Genomic DNA, 22,298 nt, shown 5'->3' with positions numbered 1-22,298 from the left:
ATATCGCATGAGCCTGGACGATCACAGCGGCCTGGAAACCCTGTATGGCATTCACCGGGCCGACCTTCGGCGCTTTCTGATCGCACGCACCGGCGATGCGGCCGATGCGGACGATGTGCTGCAGGAACTTTGGCTGAAGGCGCGAAACATTCAGGCCGGGCCGATCGAGAATGGTCGCGCCTATCTTTACCGCATGGCGCAAAATCTCGTCGTTGACAGGCTGCGGGAAAAGCAGCGGCGCATGGAGCGGGAGCGGCGCTGGAGCGATCAGGCGACCGACTTTGCCGTTGCGGGTGTCGAACCCTCCGATCGAAGCCAGAACGCTGAAGAGGCGATTTTAGCGCGTGAGGAAGTCGCGACGTTGGTGTCGGCCATTGGCAACCTTCCCGACGGCGCGCGCAAGGCATTCGAATTGCACAAGATCGAGGGGCTGAGTCACGCGGACGTCGCCACACGGCTTGGCATCAGCAAGAGCGGCGTCGAGAAACATATGGCCGTGGCGATGAAATATCTGCGCCGTGCGCTGCAGGACTGAGGTTATGCTGTCACGCTATCGTCACAGAAGGACCAAAAGGGAAGAGAGACACACGCCATGACGGCGCGACCGGAAATGGATGAACGGATTCTGGACCAGGCGATTGCCTGGCAGACTGCGCTTGAGCAGGACGATGCCGACTGGGACGCCTATCTGGCATGGCTGGAAGCCGACCCGCGCCACCGCGACGCGTTCGATTCCGTTGCCCTGCTGGATGCCGCCATCGCGGACAACAGGGAGCAGATCAGGCCTTTGCTGGCGCCCGACCTGCGCGTTCCGGCCGCTCCCCTTCCCAACCGATGGCGCGCCCGGTTGCTATGGGGTGGCGCCATCGCCGCCAGTCTGGCGATTCTGGTTGCCGGCCCGATCCTTCGATCCAATGCAGATCCCGTCGTCTACGAAAATAGCGGACCGGCGAATCGCAGCCTGGCTCTGGCGCACGGAACCAGCGTCATCCTCGCCCCATCCAGCCGGATCGTCGTAACGGGCAAGGCGGCCGACGCGATCGAGCTGGCGCGCGGCGAAGCCTATTTCGACGTACGCCACGACCCCGGCCGCACGCTGACGGTATCGGCGGGCACCTATCGGATCAGCGACATCGGCACGCGCTTCTCCGTCAATCTGGCAGGCGGGGCGTTCCGTGTCGGCGTCGCCGAGGGCGTGGTGTCGGTCGAGACGCCGGGCATCGCCAAGCCGGTGCGCCTTGACGCCGGGCATCAGCTTGTCGGAGGCAGCGGCGCGCTCACGCTCGCGCCGGTCGATGTCGCGCAGATCGGCAGTTGGCGCAGTGGTCGCCTATCCTATACGGATGCGCCATTGGCCCTCGTCGCGGCGGACATAAGCCGCTATTCCGGCAAGGCGATCATCGTCGATCCGTCCGTGGAGAAGAAACATTTTTCGGGCAGTCTGGTCATCGGCGACGGATCGAAACTGGTCGGCGATCTGGTCGGCGTCATGGGGATCGAAGCGCAATCGGCGGGGGATGCTGTGCGCCTTGGCGCTGTGCGCTGAACCTGCCTTACTGACTTCGACGGCGCAGGCGCGCGAACCGGCCCGATCGGTCGACATACCGGCCGGGTCGCTCAGCAACGCGCTCGATCGATTTTCAGCCGCTACCGGGATCTCGGTCGGACTGCCGGGGGATATGCCGCATGTGATGACGCGACGGGTGGCCGGCAACATGGCCCCCGGCCTGATCCTGCAAGAACTGCTGGCCGGAACCGGCCTGCGCGCCGTGCAGATCAGCGCGACGCTCTATCGCATCGAACGCGCGCCCAAGGCCCGCGCGCCTCGCCCCGCGCCTTCGCCCCCACCGCCGCCGGTCGCGCCGCCGCCGGGCACCATCATCGTCACCGCCCAGAAACGGACGCAGATGCTGCGCGACGTACCGCTGTCCGTTTCGGTCCTTTCCTTCGCGCCGCTCGCCCGGTCGCGCACGCCGTCGAGCCGGGACATCAGCCTCGATCTGGAGGGACTGGCAATGACCAATATGGGTCCGGGGCGCAATCGACAGTTCATCCGCGGCGTCGCCGACAGCCCGTTCAACGGTCTCAGCCAGTCGACCGTCGCGGTCCAGGTGGACGAGGCGCGCGTAACCTTCAACGCGCCAGACCCCGACCTGCGCCTCATCGACGTGGACCGGATCGAGTTGTTGAAGGGACCGCAAGGGCCACTCTACGGCTCCGGCGCGCTGGGGGGCATCTATCATATCGTGACCCGCAAGCCTGACTTCGAAGGCGTATCCGGATCGGCCCGGCTGTCAGCCGAAGCGGTGCAGCATGGCCGGCCGGGCACAGGCGCCGAAGCGGTTCTCAACCTGCCGCTGGTGGATGACCGGCTGGCGGTCCGCGCCGTGGGCTATCGTTTCGCCAATGGCGGGTGGATCAGCACCAGCAACGCGAAGCGCGGTAGCAATTCGGCTGAAACGGTGGGACTGCGCCTCGGCATTCGCTGGCGTCCGACCGATAACTGGACGGTGGACGCGGGATTCGCCTTGCAAGACATCAATTCCCGCGACAGCCAATATGTGACAGCGTCCGACGACACGCTGCGCCGGGGGAACAGCTTTGCGGAGCCCACCGACAATGATTTCAAGCTGTGGCACGGCACCGTCACGGGCGCGATCGGCGCGCTGACGCTGACATCGGCCACCAGCTATGTCGATCATGGCTTCGACTATGTCCTGGATGCCAGCGAAGCGGCCGACGCCTTCGGTTTCACCGGCCCGGTCCGGTTCGAGGATCAGCGACATTATGCCGTTTTCAACCAGGAACTCCGGCTCGCATCGGGCGGCCCGGATCATTGGCTGGTGGGCCTGTCCTATCTTCAGGCGGCGACCCGGGGCGCCGCGCAGGTCATGAACGACGCCGGCGCCGTGCAGACGGTCGAGACCTATGATCGTCGGGTGATCGAATATGCGGCTTTCGGCGAAGGCACCCTGCGGATCGCGGATCGACTGAAGCTGACATTGGGCGCGCGCCTGTTCCACAGCATCGCACAGGATGGAACGGGCGACGACCCGATGGTCACCCCGGTGCGGATCAGCAAGACCATCCTGTCACCCAGCGCGGCGCTTTCGCTGGACCTGGGCGGGCGCGGCCTCGTCTATCTGCGCTATGCGCGGGCGATGCGGCCAGGCGGACTGGCCCCGGCCGATATGGCTGCGTCGCGTCAGTTCGACGCCGACGAACTGAGCACCATCGACCTTGGGATGCGCAGGTCTTCGCACGACGGGCGCCTTTCGCTGTCCGCCAGCCTCTATCATACAAGGTGGGACGAAATTCAGTCCGACTATCTGCTGGCCAGCGGCCTGGTGTCGACACGCAATGCCGGACGCGGCGCGATCATCGGCGGAGAGATCACGACCGAATGGAGCATCGGCAAGGGCTTTACCCTGTCGGCTGGCGGAAACGCCCAGTCGGCACGGCTAACGCGGGCGTCGGACGGCGGGGAACTGGACGATCGTCGCCTGCCGGTCGCGCCCGCATTGGCCGGACGCATCACTTTGGCGAAGCGCTTCATCCTGCCGAACGAATGGCGCGGACAGGCGGCGGTCCAGGCCAACTATATCGGCAAGGCGCGACTGTCCTTCGATGAGGACCTGGACCGGAACATGGGCAATTACTCCGTGGCGTCAGCCAATGCCGAATTGTCGCGCGATGCATGGACGCTGGGTGTTCGCATGGACAATCTGATGGACGTGCGCGGCGACAGCTTTGCGTTCGGAAACCCCTTCTCCATCCGCGCCGCGCCCCAATACACGCCGCTGCGCCCCCGCACGCTCATGCTCTCGGTTGCGCGATCCTGGTAATGGCCCGGCGCGGATTCAGGTCGAACGTCGCGGTATAGCCGACATGATCGGACAACATGCTGCCATCAGGAGCATGGCCGAACGGAACGTCCAGCCGCTCCAGCTCGATATCCGTCGAATGGCCCGGCGTGTAGAATTGCCAATCCCGCGCCCGCCAATGGGCATAGCGAGCGTCGTCCGACAGAGGCATATGATGCCTAACCGCGTCCCCGAATGCGTCGTCAATGTCGCCATTCTGGCTCCAGTCGGTGCGCACATGCGATAGCAAGGCTGCGCGCCGGGGCACCACGCTCCCGACATTGAAGTCGCCCGCCACGATCAGGGGACGGGCCGGGTCGTGCGCCTTGCGGATGAAGTCGGAAAGATAGCGCACCTGCAGGCGATAGGCCTGCAACGACCGGTCGTCGGCTACCCCCGACGCATGTCTGCTGTTGAGGTGCGTCGTAACGATATCGACGCGATCGGCCCGGCCCGGCAAGCGAAGGCTCACCATCAATGCGCCCTTGTTGGCGAGGCAATCATAGCCTGCGCAGGCGAAAGCCGGAAAGGCCATTCTGCGCACGCCGACGATGGGAAAGTCGGACAGCAGTTGAAGCCCGCTGCCGACATATTTGCCCAGCCCCTCCCCGCGCGCCCAGGAGCCGGCCGCCATATAGCGCGCGTCGGTCGCATCGGCGGGTTCCGTACTGCCCATGTCAGCCGATGGCCCTTCGACGACATAGGGATAGCCCGCAGCATGGCCGATGGCCTGCGCCTGCTGCGTAAAGGCTTCCTGGAGCAGTACGACATGCGGTTGCCGCCCCTGCGCCCGCAATGCCCCAAGCTGCCGGGTCATCTGCGCAAACGCGCTGGAACGCCCCCATGCCACCGGCCAGGGCAGACCATGAATATTATAGGTCATGACCGACAATCGCCCATCGAACCCAGGCGAGAGGCGCGGGCCGCGATAGCTGACCGGCAGATCGGGAGCGGCCGCACCGATCGAGGTGGCGAGGATCATCGCCAGGGCAATGTGTCTCTTCATTCGCAAGATCCGTCTCCCGCTTGTCCGCCGTTGGACGGCATCGCGATGCGGCGACCACAGTCCACCCGCACAGGAATTTTCCGGGATCGTCCCGACTGCGGTTGCAGCGGGCGGCGTCGTCTCTGCGAAAACAGGAAAGCGGGCATGATGCAAAATCACCGACAGATTGCAGCGATATTCCTGGCGACGGCCGCTTGCTATCCGGTGACGGCAATGGCGCAGGCAGCCGGACCGCCGATGCGGATGACCGACCTGCTGGTCGCAAGCGCCGCCCGACTGGCGCGCACGGCTGCCCCGCCGGCGCCTGAAGCGCGTTCGCAGCCCCCCTATGCAACGATGCTCAGCCTCGCCGATCGTTTCGATCTCGCCCAGGTCCGGTCCCGCGTCTCCCGTCTGTCGGTCGGTGCGCTGGAGCTATCGCTGTCAGCCACCCGCGCCACAAATGGCGCCGATCAAGGCAGTCGCGGACTCGACAGCGATCGCTGGTCGACGAAGGGCATCGGCCTCTCGGCGGCCATCCCCCTCGTTTCGGACCTCGGTCTGATTATCGGAGCCGACTATGCCCGCATGAGCCGGCGGCTGCAGATTGTCGACGTCAATTCGCGTCGACTGGCGACCCGGATGGCGCGGGCCGGCATGGCCCTGGCCTTTGGCGACGAAAGCCGTCTGTCGCTCGACTATCTCTCGGTCGCGCGCTCGGCGCGGCACGACGATCTGACGCGTCTGGCGGAAACGATCGGCGGCGCGCCGCTGACGGGCCATGGCCTGGAACTCGCTTTCGCAACCGCCGCCTCCGCGGCGACGGGGGGAATCGACTGGCGCCTTTCACTGGGTGCGATGCAGCGGCCCGCCGCCGATCTTGGCCTTGTCGACCAGACGGCGCTCCACACCGACCGGCGCGCCATGGCCAGCCTGCGCTTCCACCTATGACCAAGCGCCGCCTGCTGCTGTCCCTTCACGATGTCGGTCCCCGCTTCGAAACCGAAGTCGATCGGCTGGTGGATCATGTGTCGCGCCACGTCGCTCCTGATCATCTGGCCATGCTGGTGGTGCCCAATCATTGGGGCGCCCATCCCCTGATCGCAGGGTCGCCCTTCGCATCGCGCCTGCGCGACTGGTCCGACCGGGGTGTCAGCCTCTTCGCCCATGGCTGGTATCATCGCGACGACAGCCGCCACGCCGGAGCAGCCTCACGGTTCAAGGCCCGCCACATGACGGCGGGCGAAGGCGAGTTTCTGGGTCTCGACCATAGGACCGCACTGCAACGCATGACCGATGGCCGGGCGCTGATCGAGGATATCAGCGGCAAGCCCGTTGCAGGCTTCGTCGCGCCTGCATGGCTCTATGGTGCGCCGGCGCTTGCGGCGCTGGGGCAGGCCGGCTTCGCGCTGGCGGAGGATCATATGAAGGTCTGGTCGCCCCAGAGCGGCGCCACGCTGGCGCGCGGGCCGGTGATTACCTGGGCCAGCCGCAGCCGGGCGCGCATCGCATCGTCGCTGGCCGTCGCGCGCCTGTTGCCGCCGCTGCTGCATTTTGCGCCAGTGGTTCGGATCGCGGTGCATCCGGGCGACGCCCATGTTCCGTCCCTGATGCGCAGCATCGACGATGCGCTGCGACGGGTGCGGCGCAGCCATGCGCCGGCACGCTATGGCGACCTGCTGACCGCGCCGCCCACGCCATGCGCATATTGACCTTCCTTCACAGTTTCGAACCGGGCGGCGTCGAGCGCGTCGCGTTGCGGCTCGTGCGGGCGTGGCGGGCGCAAGGCGTCGATGCGCCGCTCTTCATGGGACGGACAGACGGCGCGATGCGCGAGGAAATAGCCGCCCACCTTGCCTATGACGTCCCCCGCCAACCCTTTTCGACGGGCTGGATCGAGACGCTGTGGATGATTGCGATGCTGCCGCGCGCCATCGTCCGGCTCCGGCCCGACGCGCTCTTCTGCGCTGGGAACAGCTATACGATCGTCGCGCTGGCGATGAAGCTGCTGCTGGGGCGTCGCTGTCCGCCCATCCTGGCGAAGATCAGCAATGATCTGGAGCGCCGGGACATGGTCGCGCCGATACGCTGGCTCTATCACCGATGGCTGCGCCTGCACGGTATTTTCATCGATCATTTCATCGGGATGGAAGAGCCGATGGCGGGCGAAATTGAGGCCGCCATTCCGGCCGCAATCCGGCGCATATCGATCATTCCCGACCCGGCGCTGGACGAAGCGCAGGTGATGCGGCTGCATCATGCCCCCCGGCCGGCGCGCAAAGCCCGGACAGGGGGGCTGCGCTTCGTCGGCGTCGGACGGCTGGCGACCCAGAAGAATGTCGCCCTGATGCTCCGCGGCTTTGCGCGCGGCGCTGCGGCGCTGGATAGCCTGACCATATATGGCGAAGGCCCGGAACGCGCCATGCTCACGGCTTTGTGCCAGGATCTGGGCATCGCGGATCGCGTGACATGGCCGGGACATGTGCCCGACCCCGCAAGCCGCCTCCCGGAATTCGACGTGTTCCTTCTGTCGTCGGACTATGAAGGCGTGCCCGCCGTCGTCGTGGAAGCCCTGGCCGCCGGGCTGCCGATCATCGCCACCCGGTGCAGCGTCAGCATGACCGCCCTGACCGGCCACGGCGCTCTGGCCCATCTCGTCGACACGGGTGATCTGGACGCATTCAGCGCGGCCATCCGCGATGCAGGCCGCCTGCGTCAGGATCGCGCGGCCAGCCTGGCGCAGGCCCGACGTTTCACCGTCGAACAGGCATCACACGCCTATCTCGCCCGTTTCCAATCCATCCGACGACATGCCCCCGCCTGCCGGAATAATTTCGCCCCCTCCGACTGAGGTGCCGTGCGCCACGCGCCGTCAGAGCGTCCGAAGCAACAATGACGAGATATTTATGACGGACCAGACATCCGCCGGTTCAGTCCTTCGATCCCATCCCCTCTATCAAGAGGTTGCCGCTCCCCTCGCCACCGTCATCGATCCCCAGCCGCTGATCCGCTCAGGCCGCAACTGGACGCTATGGGCGGGGCCGTTGGTGTCGATCCTGATCCTGGCGGTCGCCCTCCATCAGTTCCGCGACCTCGACCGGGCCAGCCTTTGGGCGCTCATGCCCACATCGCCCCTCTTCTGGCTGGCCTTCGTCGCTTATTACACCGCCGGGCCGGTATCGGAATGGGCGATCTTCCGCCGTTTATGGGCCATCCCCGTCAGCGGGTTCGGCGCATTGCTGCGCAAGCTGGTCAGCAACGAGATATTGCTCGGCTATCTGGGCGAGGTCTATTTCTATGCCTGGGCGCGGCGCAGCGCCGCCATCAAGGCGGCCCCTTTCGGCGCGCTCAAGGATGTGACGATCCTGTCCGCGCTGGTCGGCAATCTCGTCACGCTGGCGATGCTGGTGATCGCCATCCCCCTGTTCGATGCGCTGCCCATCGGCGCCACCCACTGGGAAATCACGGGGTCCATCCTTTTCGTGCTGGCCACCTCGCTGGCGGCGATGTTGCTGCGCCATAAGCTTTTTGCCCTGCCGCGCGCCGACCTTTGGTTCGTGTCGGCCGTCCATCTGCTGCGCATCGTCGCGACGACCCTGCTGGCGGCCGGCATGTGGCATATCCTGCTGCCGTCAGTGGATGTCGGGACCTGGATATTGCTGGGCACCTTGCGTCAGTTGATTTCCCGCCTGCCGCTATTGCCCAACAAGGATGTCGTCTTTGCCGGCATGGCCGCGTTCCTGATCGGGCGCGACAGCGAGATCGTGTCGGCCATGGCGCTGATGGCAACACTCATCATGGCTGCCCATCTGGTGGTGGGCATCGCGCTGGGCGCCAGCGGCCTGTGGCGCGGGAACCGGGCATGATCGCGCCGTTGCTCCTCTGGGCGGCGGCGACGTCGCTGCCTTCCTCGCCCGATCTGGGCAAGGCGGAAGGCCAGTGCCGCGCGGACGAGCATGGCCCGTCCTTCCTCGTCACCGTCAATGGCATCAAGGATCGCAAGGGCCGGCTCAAGCTGGAGCTGTATCCGGCGAACGACGCCGATTTCCTGGCCGACGACAATATGTTGGTGGCCGCTGGCAAGCCATTCCGGCGCGTCGAAACAGCCGTCCCGGCGTCGGGGCCAATCCAGCTCTGCATCCGTGCGCCGGGACCGGGCGTCTATGCGCTCAGCCTGCTGCACGACCGGGACGCCAATCGCAAATTCGCGCTGTCGGTTGACGGCATCGGTTTTGCCGGCAATCCGAAACTGGGCATGAGCAAGCCGTCGGCCAGCGCCGCAAGCGCCCGCGCGCTCACCGGGCCGACGCCGATCGCCATCACCCTCAACTATCGCCGCAGTCTGTTTTCCTTCGGCCCCCTGGAGCGTTGATGCCATGCGTATAGTCGATGTCTGCGCCTTCTACGCACCGCAGGGCGGCGGGGTGAAAACCTATGTCGAACGCAAGCTGAAGGCTGGCGCGAAGGCCGGGCATGAGGTCATCATCCTGGCGCCCGGCGAACGCAGCGCGGTCCTGCCGACGGGTGGCGACGGACGGATCGTCCTGCTGCCCGCGCGGCGCTTCCCGCTGGACCGCCGCTATCATTATTTCGATGACGAAGCCTCGCTCCACGCCATGCTGGACGATTTGCAGCCTGATCTGGTCGAGGCGTCTTCCCCATGGTCGAGCGCGGCGATGGTCGGTCGCTGGCGGGGCGATGCGCCCCGCGCGCTGATCATGCATGCCGATCCCCTGTCGGCCTATGCCTATCGCTGGTTCGGCCCGGTCGCGCGACGGGCGACAATCGATCGCGGCTTCGACTGGTATTGGCGGCACCTGCGCAGGCTCGACGCCGCATTCGACCTGATCGTCAGCGCCAATGACAGCCTGTCGGCAAGACTGCGCGACGGTGGCGTCGTCGGCGCACGAACCATAGCCATGGGCGTGGAACCGGGCATATTCTCTCCCACCCTTCGCAACGAAGCCCTGAGACGCCATCTGCTGCAATGCTGCGGCCTTGGTCCCGACAGCCTGTTGCTGATCGGCGCGGGCCGCCATGCGCCGGAGAAACGCTGGCCGCAGGTGATCCAGGCCGTCACGATGGCGGGCTGTCGCCAGTCGGTGGGACTGGTCCTGATCGGCGACGGGCGGGACAGCGCGCGCGTGCGCCGGGCCGCGGCGCATAATCCGCACATCCACCTGCTGGCGCCGACGAGCGATCGCGCGACGCTGGCGACGCTGCTGGCCAGCGCCGATGCTCTCGTCCATGGATGCGAGGCGGAAACCTTCTGCATGGTCGCAGCGGAAGCGCGGGCAAGCGGTCTGCCCGTCATCGTCCCCGACGAAGGCGGCGCCGCGGATCATGCCGCCCCCGGCCTCGGTTTGCGCTATCATGCCGGGCAACCCGCCAGCCTCGCGCAGGCGATCGATCATCTGGCCGTGACCGATCCGGTGCTATGGCGGCGACGGGCGAGCGATGCAGCCGCACAGGTCGGCACGATGGACCGTCATTTCGATCGTCTGTTCGCCACCTATGCCGGGCTCGTCGGGAGGCGTCGTCATGCCGCCTGACGCGACCTTGTCGATCGATCCGCCCCATATCCGGCCCGGCACCTGGGCACAAAAGCGGATGCAACGGCGCGCGCGCATAGCGGAGGCGGGCCGCCGCCGCGACAACAGCGCAGGCTATACCCGTCAATGCAGTTGCCGTTGCTGGCCGCTGATGGTGCGGATCATCTGGTGGGCGCTGAGCGATCGGCGTTCATGAAGCGTCCTTGACCGCCACCATCCAGGAAATATCTTGGGCAATCGCCTCCATCGGCTTTATCGTCGCGGCATTCCTCTTGCAGAACGGCGGTTTCGTGTCGCGTCCCTCCCTCGGTCGATTCAGGCTGCTGCCGACAATGTTGATGATGACAGGTTGCGCGCATTATGCGCCCGAGCCGCTGATCGATACGCCAGACATATTGGCCGCGCCTGCCGCCGTATCGCTGGTCCGTCCCTATGGACGTGCATCCAGCCCCCCCACACAGGCCATCAATCTGTCTGGGCCGCTCGACGAAGATGCCATTGCCGCTTTGGCGGTGACGGCCAATCCCGACCTCAAGGCGCTGCGTGCGCGCAATGGCGTCAACGACGCCCAGGTCTTCAGCGCGGGATTGATGCCCGATCCGACTGTTTCGCTGGGCATCGATCCGATCCTGTCAGGCGCCGATCCGGTCGCTGGACTTGCATCTGCGCTGGGCCTCGATCTCAATGCCCTGCGGACTCGCGCCGTCGCCCGGCAACAGGCGCAGGCGCAGCGGCGGCAGGCGCGCATGGATCTCGTCTGGGCCGAATGGCAGACGGCGGGACAGGCCCGGCTTCAGGCCGTGCGCATCGCCGCGCTGGAAGCCCAGAGCGTGGTGGCGCGGGACAGCCTTGCGTCGGCGGAGCATCTTCTTGCCCGCTATGGCGCCGCCGCCGGCCGGGGCGACGTGTCGGCCGATCCGCTGCAAGGCGCCCGGATCGCGGCCCTAGATGCGCAACAGGTCGCGCGTCAGGCAGAAAAAGACCTGGCCGCCGCGCGGCTCGAACTCAATCGCCTGCTTGGCCTGCCGCCGACCTACCGGCTACGTATCGCGCCCGTCGCCGCCTTTGCGCCGTTACCCGACGCCGATCAGCTATTCGCGCTGGCGCGGCAGGAGCGCTCGGACCTGCGCGCCTTGCGCGAGGGGTATGACGCCCAGGAAGCGGCGCTGCGCAAGGCGATCCTCGATCAGTTTCCGACGCTGGACCTGACCATCAATGGCGGGCGCGACACAGGCCGGAACGTCACGCTGGGACCGGCGATCGGCTTCACCCTGCCGCTGTGGAACCGCAATCGGGGCGGAATCGCCATAGAAAAGGCGACGCGCGCCGCCCTGAAAGCGGAATATGAGGCGCGCCTGTTCAAGACGCGGGCGGAAATCGCAGCGGCCGTCGCCGCACTGGCGATTGCCCGTAGGCAATATACCGATCTCGATGGCGGCCTTGCCGAAGCGACGCGGCAGGCCGAGGCGAGCCGTCGCGCGGCGACACGCGGCGATCTGCCCGATGCAACAGCGCGCGCGGCGGAACAGATATTGCGGGATCGCCAACTGTTGCGCCTGCACAGCGCGCAGGACATGGCGGAACAGGCCATCGCCCTGGAATTACTGACAGGCGCAACGCGGGAGCAATGGAAGTGAAGACGATCGTGACGGTCATGGCGCTGGCGCTGCTGGCGGCCTGCTCCTCCGCCCCGCAGGAGGACGGCACGGAGCCGCAGGCTCTGGTCAAGCTGGCCACAGTCCGGCGACAGGCGGTCGGCGAAACCATCCGCCTCTATGGCGTGGCCGACAGCGGCCCCGGCGGGCGGGCAGACCTGTTCGCGCTGATCGAAGCGCGTTTCGTCGCCATCGATGCGCCGGTCGGGTCCGCCGTGCGACAGGGCCAGGCGATCATCCGCCTCGCCCCCGGCCCGACCGCGATGCTCGACATGGCCAAGGCGCGCAGCGATGCGCAGGCCGCCGATGCGGCCTATGCCCGCGCCGTCCGTATGCGCGGCGACGGGCTGATGAGCGACGCCGATGTCGAAACCGCACGCGCCGCAAAGGCCAGCGCCGACGCGACCCTGGCCAGCCTGACCGGCCGCAGCCTGATCCTGCGCGCGCCGCGCGCGGGCTATGTCGAATCCATCACCGGGACGCCGGGCGATCTGATCCCGGCAGGCACATCCATCGTCGCGATCGGCGGCGCCGGCGCGATCAGGGCGCACTTCGGCATCGATCCGGCGCTGGTCCGCAATCTGCGCGCAGGCACCGCAATAGCCATTTCGACGGCGGGCAGCGGTCACACCATCCCTGCCCGTCTGTCCGCCGTCGATCCCATGGTCGACCCGCAAACGAAGCTCGCCGCCGCCTATGCCGACCTGCCCGCAGGCGCAGCGCTTCGGCCGGGTGAGGCACTGACCGGCGAGGCGACGATGCAAGGCGCCGGGGACGCGCTGGCCATTCCCTATACCGCGCTGCTCGACGATGCCGGCCAGCCTTTCGTCTTCGTGGTGGTGAAGGGAACGGCCCATCGCCGCGACATCGTGACGGGGCCAAGCGACGGTGCGGCGATTGTCGTGACGAAGGGCCTGTCTCCCGGCGACAAGGTCGTGATCGAGGGCGGGACGGCGCTGGACGACGGGATGAAGGTTCGTCTGCGATGACCGCCCTGCTGGAACGGCACAGCCGATCGATCTGGCTGGCTGTCCTGTTGCTGGCGCTGGGCGGCGTGCTGGCCGCGCGGGCCATGCCGGTCAGCCTGTTCCCCCATATCGACTATCCGCGCGTGGTCGTCACCATCGACGCGGGCGACCGCGATGCGGCGCAAATGGCGGCGGAAATCAGCCGTCCGGTCGAAATCGCGCTGCGCAGCGTCCCCGGCGTCACCCGCGTCCGGTCGACCACCAGCCGGGGTACGGCCGATGTCGCGCTCAATTTCGCCTGGGGCGAAGATATGGTGTCGGCGACGCTGGCGGCACAGGGGGCGCTGGCGACCTTGCTGCCCGACCTGCCCGCCGGCACGCGATTCGATGTGCGCCGGTCCGATCCCACCATTTTCCCGGTTCTGGGCATCGCGCTGACCTCCCCCTCGCTCGACCAGCAGTCCCTGCGGCAACTGGCCGAACTCAAGGTCCGCCCTGCGCTGACCGCCGTCCAGGGCGTCGCGGCGGTCGATGTGCTGGGCGGCACGCCGCGCGAACTGGCGGTCGATATCGATCCGGCCCGGCTGCGCACCTTCGGCCTCGGCATCACCGACGTCACCGACGCGCTTACCAAATCCAACACGATCCGCGGCGCGGGGCGGATCGAGGACAGGCATCGCCTGTATCTGGTCCTGGTGCAAAGCACGGCGACGTCGGCCGCCGACCTGCTCGCCACGCCGATCCGCGCCGCGACCGGAAACGGCGCGGCGGTCGTCACGCTGCGGCAGGTGGCGACCGTGCATCCAGCGGCGGAACCCGCCTATGTCCGGATCGCTTCCGACGGGCGCAGCGCCGTCCTCATCAACGTCCGGCAGGCGCTGACCGGCGATACGGTGGCGATCGTCAAGGCCGTCGACGCGCGACTGCACGCCCTGGGGCTGCCCGCGACCGTGACGGTAACGCCCTTCTACGACCAGTCGGAACTGGTGACGGGCGCAGCCAATGCCGTGCGCGACGCCATCCTGCTGGGGGCCGTCCTGGCGGGCCTGGTGCTGTTCCTGTTCCTGCGATCGGGGCGGCTGATGCTGATCACCGGGCTGATGCTGCCCGCCGTCCTCGCCGGCACCTGCCTGCTGCTCTATCCGCTCGGTCTCAGCTTCAACATGATGACGCTGGGCGGCATGGCCGCCGCGGTAGGGCTGGTGGTGGACGATGCGGTCGTCATGCTGGAACATATCATGCGGCGTATGCAGGAAGGGGCAGCGCCCGACGTGCAAAGCCGGCTCGCGGCCGCTGCCGAGATGGGCCGGCCGCTGGTCGGCTCCACCCTGGCGACGATCGTCGTATTCCTGCCATTGAGCTTCATCAGCGGGGTCAGCGGCGGTTTCTTCAAGGCGCTGGCGATCACCATCGTCACGGCTCTTACCCTCTCGCTGCTCTTCTCCCGCTTCGTCATTCCCCTGATCGCCGCACGCTGGCTGCGGCAGAGCGATGCGGAGGCGGCGGAAAAGGCCGATCGCGTCATGCACCGGCTCGACCGCGTCTATACCCGCGCAGGCGACCGCCTGTTTGCGCGCCCCCGTCTGGCCGCCGCCATCATGGGCGGCGTCTTCCTGATCGCCGGCGCCCTGTCCTGGTATCGCCTGCCCTCCGGCTTCATGCCGGTGATGGACGAAGGCGGTTTCGTCCTCGACTATACCGCCAAGCCCGGCTCATCCCTCGCCGATACCGACCGGCTGGTGAAGCAGGTGGAAGCGATCGTGTCTGCAACGCCCGAGGTCGCCAGCTATTCGCGCCGGCTGGGCGTGCAACTGGGCGGCGGACTGACCGAAGCCGATGAAGGCGATTTCTTCGTACGGCTCAAGGATGGTTCGCGCCGCCCGATCGACGCGGTGATGGCCGACATCCGCCGGCAGGTCGAGGCGAAGGTGCCCGGATTGCAGGTCGAACTGGTGCAACTGATGGAAGACCTGATCGGCGACCTGACCGCGGTGCCCCAGCCGATCGAGGTCAAGCTGTTCGGCGACGATGCCACCGCACTGGAGGCGTCCGCCGGGCGTGTGGGCAAAGCGCTGGCGACCATCCCCGGCGTTGTCGAAATCGTCGACGGGCTGCGGGTCACCGGCGACGCCATCTCGGTCAAGATCGATAATGGCCTGGCCGCGCAACAGGGGCTGGACCCCGACCAGGTCGCCAGCCAGATCGAGTCGCTGGTCGGCGGCAGCATCGCCACCAACATCCGCTTCGGCGAACAACTGGTCGCGGTCCGGGTTCGTAGCGCGCAGGATCTGCGCAGCCGCGCGAACCAGATCGCCGACCTGCCATTGACCGCACCCGATGGGCATGGCGTGCGGCTGGGATCGATCGCGCAGGTCGGCATCGATGGCGGGCAGAAGCAACTGACGCGCGAGAATCTCGCCCCCTTCATCGCCGTCACCGCGCGGCTGGAGGGCCGTGACCTCGGATCGGCCATGCAGGCGGTGCAGGCGAAGGTCGCGGGGCTTCACCTCCCCGGTTCGGTGCGCGTCGATTATGGCGGCCTTTATGCCGAACAGCAGAAGAGCTTTGCCGACATGGCGATGGTGTTCGCGGCCGCCTTGCTGCTCAGCGCGCTGCTTCTGACTTATTTGTTCGAAAATCTGGCCTGGACCCTGTCGGCGATGGCGACGGTGCTGCTGGTGGCGGGCGCTGCGCTGCTGGGATTGTGGGTCACCGGCACGGAACTCAACATCTCCGCGCTGATGGGCCTGACCATGGTCGTCGGCATGGTGACCGAACTGGTCATCTTCTACCTCGCGGAGATCGAAAGTGGCGCAAGCGTGACGCTGGCCGCGCTGCGTGAAGCAGGGTCCAAGCGGCTGCGCCCGATCCTGATGTCGGCATTGATCGCGATCCTGACGCTCAGTCCGCTGGCGCTGGGCCTCAGCCGGGGCGCTGGCCTCCAGCAACCGCTGGCCACCGCAATCATATTCGGACTGGTCGCCACCGTGCCGCTGGTGCTGCTGTTCCTGCCTGCAATCCTGCTCTGCTGGCCATCGCGTGGCAAAGTCTGATCTCCTGATTTTCCCGGAGGCGACACGACCCGACTGAGGTGCGGCGGAAATAACATCGTCGTCCTGCCGCGAGCCTCCCGCTCGCGCGGGGGGACAATGTGTGAAGCACTGCATTTCTTTGATCGCCATGACATGCACATCGCTGATGGCGGGAACGGCTCATGCATCCGACAAAGACTGGCGTAACGCCAGCAACATCGGTCGCGACCTGCTGGTCGCCGGCGCGCTGGCCCTGCCGACAGTGCAGGAAGACTGGACCGGCACGCTGCAAGCCGGCGGCAGCATCGGCGCCGCCACCCTGCTGTCGCTGGGCCTGAAGGAACGCTTCCCGGAAATGCGCCCCGACGGCAGCGACCGGAAAAGCTTTCCCTCGTCCCATAGCGCGACGTCCTTCGCCGCGGCGGCCAGCCTGCATAACCGCTATGGCTGGAAGGTCGGCGTTCCCGCGCAACTCGTCGCGGCGTTTGTTGGCCTGGCCCGGGTGAAGGCCGACAAGCATCATTGGTATGATGTCGTCGCCGGCGCGGCCATCGGCGAAGCGTCGGGTTTCCTCATCACGACGCGGCGCGACACCGATGTCCGCATCCTGCCCTGGGGCGACAGCAAGGGTGGCGGCGTCGCCATGGCGATCCGGTTCTGAACGGCTGCGGGCCGGGATGGACAAATGGTATAGTTGCGGAAAGCAGGGTTCCAGCGTGGGCCGATAGAGACACGGCCATATTGTCCTGATGGCGAGTCTCCATGCACCGCATTTCCTTTCTCTGCGTCCTGCTGCTGCTCCCGGCGTGCGGTGAAAAGGGTAAGACGCCTGCTGCGGCTCCGGCCAAAACAGAGGTGATCGCCCATGAAACCGAACTGCTCGGACTTACGCTGACGCCGCAAGCCGTCCAGCGTCTTGGCATCGCCACGATAACCGTCGGCACTGGCCGGACCGGCATGATCCGCGAGACGAGCGGCGAGATCGTCGTGCCCAATGGCTCGGGCGGCGTGCCGACCGGATCGCTCAGCAACCTCGCCCAGATCGGCGCAGCGCAGGCGACCGCCGATGGCGAGGTCGCGCGAACCCGCGCGCAGGCCCGCCTCGCGCGCATCGCGCTGGACCGGGCGAGCCAACTGGTCGCGGAGGAAGCGGGCAGCGTCCGCGCGCGCGACGAGGCGGCCGCGGCGCTCGCCACCGCGCAGGCGCAGGCGCATGTCGCCCTTGAACAACGGCGATTGCTCGGCCCCTCTGTCGCCACGCTTGGTCGCCAATCGACGCTATGGGTGCGGGCATCGGTATCGGGCACGGACGTGACGGCGATCAGCCGGTTGGCCCCGGCGTCGGTCCGCGCCTTGGGCGGGACCGACGCCGGCCAACCAGCGCGACCAGTCCAAGCTCCGCCTTCGGCCAATGCCGCCGCCGGTACGATCGACCTCTATTATGCCATCGACAATCGCGACCACAGGTGGCGCGTGGGCCAGCGGGTGGCCGTGCAATTGCCAATGGGGCGGATGCAGCAAGGGTTGACGGTGCCCGCTTCCGCGGTCGTGCGCGACATTTATGGCGGGGAATGGGTCTATGCCCAGACCGCGCCCAACCATTATGTGCGCCAGCGGGTGGAGATCGCATCGACCGGAACGGATGGCGTGATCCTGGCGCGCGGGCTTGAACCCGGTATGCGTGTCGTCACCACAGGCGCGATGGAATTGTTCGGCACCGAATTCGGGGTCGCACACTGATGCTGGCATGGCTCGTTCGCGCCGCGCTGACCCAGCGTGTGCTGGTGCTGGCGCTGGCGGCCCTGCTGGTCGTGCTGGGGCTGCGCGCCTCGACCAGCGTCCCGCTCGACGTTTTTCCCGAATTCGCGCCACCGATGGTGGAGATCCAGACCGAAGCGCCTGGCCTGTCCACCGAGGAGGTGGAAAGCCTGATCACCGTGCCGATCGAGACGCAGGTGAACGGTATCCCGCACCTCGCCACGCTGCGGTCCAAGTCGGTGCTGGGCCTGTCGTCTGTCGTGATCCTCCTCGATCGCGGCGCCGACGTCATGCGCGCGCGGCAAATGGTGCAGGAGCGGGTTGCGCAGGTGCAGGGACGGCTGCCCACCGCCGCCCGGCCGCCGGTGATGCTGCCGCCGCTATCCTCCACCAGCCGGGCGATGAAGATCGGCATTTCGTCCAGAAAGCTGGACCAGATGCAGCTCTCCGAACTGGTGCGCTGGACCATCCGGCCGCGCCTGATGGCGGTGCCGGGCGTCGCCAATGTGGCCATGTGGGGGATGCGGGACCGGCAGTTGCAGATACTGGTCGATCCCGACAAGCTCCGCGCCGCAGGCGTGACGCTGAACGAACTGCGCGCGGCGGCGGGTGACGCCGTGCTGGTCGGCGGCGGCGGCTTCGTCGACACCGCCAACCAGCGGATGGCGGTGCAACAGCCCGGCGCGATCCAGACCCCCGACGATCTGGCCCGCACCGTCATCAAGCTGGCGGGCGACGCGCCGGTGCGGATCGGCGATGTCGCGCGCGTGACCGAAGGATTCGCCGCGCCGATCGGCAACGCCATCATCGACGACGGCCCCGGCATCATGCTGATCGTGGAAAAACAGCCGACCGGCAACACGCTGGACCTGACTCGCGCGGTCGAGGCGGCGCTGGAAGAAATCAAGCCGGGCCTGAAGGACGTGAGGATTGACAGCACGATCTTCCGCCCCGCCACCTTCATCGAACGGTCGATCGACAATCTCACCCGTGCGCTGGCGATCGGCTGCTTCCTCGTCGCGGTCGTGCTGTTCCTCTTCACCCGCGACTGGCGGCAGGCGACGATCAGCCTGGTCGCGATCCCCTTGTCCTTGCTCGGCGCGGGCCTCGTCCTGTTGTGGAGCGGGGCGACGATCAACACGATGGTCATCGCCGGCCTCGTCATCGCGCTGGGCGAAGTGGTGGACGATGCGATCATCGACGTCGAGAATATCGCCCGCCGCCTGCGGCTGAACCGGGAGGCGGACCATCCCCGCTCCGCCTTCGACGTGGTGCTGGGGGCTTCGCTGGAGGTGCGGTCGGCGGTCGTCTTCGCCTCGCTGATCGTGATGCTGGTGTTCCTGCCGATCTTCTTCCTCGGCGGCGTGGCCGGCACCTTCTTCCAGCCGCTGGCGATCGCCTATGTGCTGGCAATCGGTGCATCGCTGCTGGTGGCGCTGGTGGTGACGCCCGCCATGTGCCTGTTCCTGCTGCCCAATGCACCGCTCAAGGCGGAACGGGATACGCGCTTCGTGGCCGCCCTCAAGCGCCGCTATGCGACCGCCGTGCCCCGCCTGATCGCCGCGCCGCGCGCGGTGATGGCGGTGGTGGCCGGGGGGCTGCTGCTGGCGGGGATCGGCTATGCGAACTTCAAGGACCAGTTCCTGCCCGATTTCCGCGAAACCGATTTCCTGATGCACTGGCTGGAAAAGCCCGGCGCCTCGATCGAGGCGATGGACCGGATCACCATCAAGGTGTCGAAAGAATTGCGGGCGATCCCCGGCGTGCGCAATTTCGGCGCGCATATCGGCCGCGCCGAAGCCGCCGACGAAGTGGTCGGACCGAACTTCACCGAATTGTGGATCAGTCTGGACGAAAGCGCCGACTATGACGGCAGCGTGGCCAAGATCAAGGAAGTCATCGAGGGCTATCCCGGCCTGTTCCGCGACGTCCTCACCTATCTGCGCGAACGGATCAAGGAAGTGCTGTCGGGCGCGGGCGCGACGGTCGTCATACGCATCTTCGGCCCAGACCAGACCGAGTTGCGCGCTGCGGCCGACCGGTTGAAGGCCAGGGTCGCGGGCATAGACGGCGTGGCCGACCTCAAGGTCGAATCCCAGGTGCTGGTGCCGCAAATCCAGATCCGGCCCCGCCCCGCCGCCATGGCAACGCTGGGGCTGACGCCCGGTGAGGTCCGTCGGCAGGCGCAAAGCCTGGTCGCCGGACAGAAGCTGGGCGAAATCTATCGCGACCAGAAGGCGTTCGACCTCGCGATCTGGGGCGAACCGGCGATCCGGGGCGACCTCCATGCCCTGCAAGAGCTGATGATCCAGACGCCGACGGGCGCGCCGGTGCGGCTGCGCGATGTCGCCGACGTGCGCGTCCAGCCCGCGCCTAATGAGGTCAAGCGCGAGAACGGCCAGCGCCGGCTGGACGTGACGCTCAATGTCAGCGGTTCGGACCTGGGCACCGTGGCCCGCGCCGTGGAGCAGGCCGTCGCGCAAACGCCGTTCGCGCAGGGCTATCATGCCAAGGTGCTGGGCGAATATGCTGCATTGAAGGAATCGCGCCAGCGGCTCTGGACGACAGGCCTGCTGTGCCTGATCGGCATATTGATCCTGGTCTGGCTGGAGTTCCGTTCCGGCCGGATCACCGCGCTCGTCGCAGTGAGCCTGCCCTTTGCGCTGGTGGGCGGCGTGATCGCAGTGGCGCTCACCGGCGGCCTGTTGTCGCTCGGCTCGCTGGTGGGTTTCGTGACCGTTATCGGCATTGCCGCGCGCAACGGCATCATGCTGCTGTCCCATTATCATCATCTGCGGGTGCATGAAGGCGAACCGTTCGGCCCCGCCCTGATCCTGCGCGGGGCGGAGGAGCGGCTGGTGCCGATCCTGATGACGGCCGCCTGCGCGGGCCTCGCGCTGGTGCCGCTGATCGTGGCGGGCAATGCACCGGGGCATGAGATCGAACATCCGATGGCGATCGTGATCTTGGGCGGGCTGGTGTCCTCCACCCTGCTCAACCTGTTTCTGATGCCCGCCCTTTATGCCCGTTTCGGCGAGGATGCGCAGGGACCGAACGAACCGGGCACGGCAGCGACGGGAGACGCGGCATGATCCGCCGTTTCAGCGCATTGGCCGCGCTGCTCGCTGGCGGCTGCATGGCCGCATCGCCCCCGCCTGCCCTCGTCGCGCCGCCAACGGCGAACGCCCCGTTCACCAGCCGGGCCGCCACGTTGATCGCCCCGGTGCCCGACCAATGGTGGCGCCTGTTCGACGATACCCAGCTCGATGCGCTGGTGCAGGCGAGCCTTGCCGCCAATGCCGATCTGCGCGTCGCCTATGCCAATCTCGACGCGGCCCGCGCCGCCATCCGGCAGGCCGACGCCGCCCGGCTGCCCCAGCCGATCATCGAAAGCAGCCTGGGCCTCGACAATCCATCCGGCCAGCCAAGCGCGGCCAATGTCTCCGCCAGCGATTATGACGCCGCCGCGACGATCAGCTGGGACATCGATCTGTTCGGACGGCTGCGGTCCGGTGCGCTCGCCGCGCGCGCCGATGCGGACGCGCAGGCCGCCGCGCTGGACGGTGTTCGCGTCGCCGTCGCGGCCGACACGGTGCTGGCCTATGTCGACCTGTGCGGCGCCATCCAAAACGGCCGGATCGCGCGCGAGATCGTCGCGGCGCAGGCGCGCGCCCTCCAGGGCGTGCAGGACCAATATCGCGCCGGAGAACTGTCTCCGCTGGAAGTCTCGCAAGCGGCCAGCCTGCTCGCCTCTTCCCGCGCGATGCTGCCGTCCTTCGACGCCGCGCGCGACGGCGCGCGCTATCGCCTCGCCACGCTTCAGGGACTGCCGCCGACCGATCCGCGCATCGCCGCCATCACCTGCGCGGCGCCGCCCCGGCTGAAGGACGCCGCCCCGGTCGGCGATGGCGCGGCGCTGTTGCTGCGCCGCCCCGACATTCGCGAGGCGGAACGCAAGCTGGCATCCGCCACCGCCGGAATCGGCGTCGCCCGCGCGGAGCTCTATCCCAAGGTCAATCTGGGCGGCGCGATCGGCCTGCTGTCCGGCGGCTTTGCCGCGACCGCATCGCCACTCCTGTCCTGGGCTTTCCCCAATCAGGGGCCAGCGCGCGCCAGGATCGCCCAGGCCCAGGCCAAGGAGCGCGGCGCACTGGCCGGTTGGGACGGCGCCATCCTGCGGGCGCTGCGCGACGTGGAAAGCGCGCTGGCCGCCACGCAGGCCGAAGCGCAGCGCAATGTCGCCCTGACCGGGGCGACCGAGGAAGCCGCGCTCTATGCCCGCCGCACGGCGTCACGCGCGCGGCTGGGCGACGTGTCGCCGCTGCTCGTCATCGACGCGGAGCGCACGCGGGCGACCGCCGCACTGGCCCGTGCGCAATCCGACCTGCTGCTTGGCCAATCCTATGTCGCGCTCTTCCGGGCGTTGGGCGGCGGCTGGCAGAACGCGCCGCAGCCACTCGATCCCGCCCGCCCGATCGGTTAGGA

General features: G+C 67.3%; 18 protein-coding genes. 17 read left to right on the top strand and 1 reads right to left on the bottom strand.

All coding sequences use genetic code 11. The features are described 5' to 3' along the window. The first annotated feature begins 7 nt into the window (after positions 1–7). From SBA_RS07820 to SBA_RS07810, 3 genes are read left to right on the top strand one after another with little or no spacing between them, the layout of a single operon-like run. The gene (locus tag SBA_RS07820) at positions 8–535 is read left to right on the top strand and encodes an RNA polymerase sigma factor (RefSeq protein ID WP_261936453.1); all 528 of its coding nucleotides are present in this window, start codon (positions 8–10) and stop codon (positions 533–535) included. 57 nt (positions 536–592) lie between these two features. Beyond that, positions 593–1,546 carry a FecR family protein gene (locus SBA_RS07815; RefSeq protein WP_261936452.1) on the top strand — a complete coding sequence of 318 codons (954 nt, stop codon included), beginning with the start codon at positions 593–595 and terminating at the stop codon, positions 1,544–1,546. After that, positions 1,530–3,845: a TonB-dependent receptor gene (locus tag SBA_RS07810; protein WP_261936451.1), complete on the top strand. Its 2,316-nt coding sequence runs from the start codon at positions 1,530–1,532 to the stop codon at positions 3,843–3,845. The genes SBA_RS07815 and SBA_RS07810 overlap by 17 nt, the downstream gene beginning before the upstream one ends. On the opposite strand, the gene SBA_RS07805 is transcribed toward SBA_RS07810, so the two are convergent. Next, complete coding sequence (locus SBA_RS07805) at positions 3,817–4,869, bottom strand: endonuclease/exonuclease/phosphatase family protein (protein WP_261936450.1); 1,053 nt, start codon at positions 4,867–4,869, stop codon at positions 3,817–3,819. The two genes, SBA_RS07810 and SBA_RS07805, sit on opposite strands and share 29 nt — an antisense overlap. 144 nt (positions 4,870–5,013) lie before the next feature. Here SBA_RS07805 and SBA_RS07800 point away from each other — a divergent pair, with 144 nt between their 5' ends. The 14 genes from SBA_RS07800 (at position 5,014) to SBA_RS07735 (ending at position 22,296) form a co-directional block, all read left to right on the top strand. Then, entirely contained in the window at positions 5,014–5,799 is a 786-nt protein-coding gene (locus SBA_RS07800; protein ID WP_261936449.1) for a hypothetical protein, read from the top strand. Further along, complete coding sequence (locus SBA_RS07795; protein WP_261936448.1) at positions 5,796–6,560, top strand: polysaccharide deacetylase family protein; 765 nt, start codon at positions 5,796–5,798, stop codon at positions 6,558–6,560. The genes SBA_RS07800 and SBA_RS07795 overlap by 4 nt, the downstream gene beginning before the upstream one ends. Beyond that, entirely contained in the window at positions 6,548–7,699 is a 1,152-nt protein-coding gene (locus tag SBA_RS07790) for a glycosyltransferase (RefSeq protein ID WP_261936447.1), read from the top strand. Before SBA_RS07795 ends, SBA_RS07790 begins: the two co-directional genes overlap by 13 nt. A gap of 55 nt (positions 7,700–7,754) precedes the next feature. Further along, positions 7,755–8,714, top strand: coding sequence for a hypothetical protein (locus SBA_RS07785; protein WP_261936446.1), 960 nt, complete (start codon positions 7,755–7,757; stop codon positions 8,712–8,714). Beyond that, positions 8,711–9,220, top strand: a complete 510-nt coding sequence (locus tag SBA_RS07780; RefSeq protein ID WP_261936445.1) for a DUF2141 domain-containing protein — start codon at positions 8,711–8,713, stop codon at positions 9,218–9,220. The genes SBA_RS07785 and SBA_RS07780 overlap by 4 nt, the downstream gene beginning before the upstream one ends. 4 nt (positions 9,221–9,224) lie before the next feature. Continuing rightward, entirely contained in the window at positions 9,225–10,400 is a 1,176-nt protein-coding gene (locus SBA_RS07775) for a glycosyltransferase (RefSeq protein ID WP_261936444.1), read from the top strand. Then, positions 10,390–10,596 carry a hypothetical protein gene (locus SBA_RS07770; RefSeq protein WP_261936443.1) on the top strand — a complete coding sequence of 69 codons (207 nt, stop codon included), beginning with the start codon at positions 10,390–10,392 and terminating at the stop codon, positions 10,594–10,596. The genes SBA_RS07775 and SBA_RS07770 overlap by 11 nt, the downstream gene beginning before the upstream one ends. 7 nt (positions 10,597–10,603) lie before the next feature. After that, positions 10,604–12,037 carry a TolC family protein gene (locus SBA_RS07765; RefSeq protein WP_261936442.1) on the top strand — a complete coding sequence of 478 codons (1,434 nt, stop codon included), beginning with the start codon at positions 10,604–10,606 and terminating at the stop codon, positions 12,035–12,037. Continuing rightward, complete coding sequence (locus tag SBA_RS07760; protein ID WP_261936441.1) at positions 12,034–13,044, top strand: efflux RND transporter periplasmic adaptor subunit; 1,011 nt, start codon at positions 12,034–12,036, stop codon at positions 13,042–13,044. The genes SBA_RS07765 and SBA_RS07760 overlap by 4 nt, the downstream gene beginning before the upstream one ends. After that, positions 13,041–16,076: an efflux RND transporter permease subunit gene (locus SBA_RS07755; protein ID WP_261936440.1), complete on the top strand. Its 3,036-nt coding sequence runs from the start codon at positions 13,041–13,043 to the stop codon at positions 16,074–16,076. Before SBA_RS07760 ends, SBA_RS07755 begins: the two co-directional genes overlap by 4 nt. Before the next feature lie 145 nt (positions 16,077–16,221). Then, positions 16,222–16,716 carry a phosphatase PAP2 family protein gene (locus SBA_RS07750; protein ID WP_261936439.1) on the top strand — a complete coding sequence of 165 codons (495 nt, stop codon included), beginning with the start codon at positions 16,222–16,224 and terminating at the stop codon, positions 16,714–16,716. Between the two features lie 101 nt (positions 16,717–16,817). Next, positions 16,818–17,795, top strand: a complete 978-nt coding sequence (locus tag SBA_RS07745) for an efflux RND transporter periplasmic adaptor subunit (RefSeq protein WP_261936438.1) — start codon at positions 16,818–16,820, stop codon at positions 17,793–17,795. After that, the gene (locus SBA_RS07740) at positions 17,795–20,905 is read left to right on the top strand and encodes an efflux RND transporter permease subunit (protein WP_261936437.1); all 3,111 of its coding nucleotides are present in this window, start codon (positions 17,795–17,797) and stop codon (positions 20,903–20,905) included. The genes SBA_RS07745 and SBA_RS07740 overlap by 1 nt, the downstream gene beginning before the upstream one ends. Next, complete coding sequence (locus SBA_RS07735; RefSeq protein WP_261936436.1) at positions 20,902–22,296, top strand: efflux transporter outer membrane subunit; 1,395 nt, start codon at positions 20,902–20,904, stop codon at positions 22,294–22,296. Before SBA_RS07740 ends, SBA_RS07735 begins: the two co-directional genes overlap by 4 nt. Positions 22,297–22,298 lie beyond the last annotated feature (2 nt).

The sequence above is a fragment of the Sphingomonas bisphenolicum genome, assembly GCF_024349785.1.
GTDB lineage: Bacteria > Pseudomonadota > Alphaproteobacteria > Sphingomonadales > Sphingomonadaceae > Sphingobium > Sphingobium bisphenolicum.
Note: the sequence above shows the minus strand (reverse complement) of the source record. Positions and strands in the feature narration are given on the sequence as shown.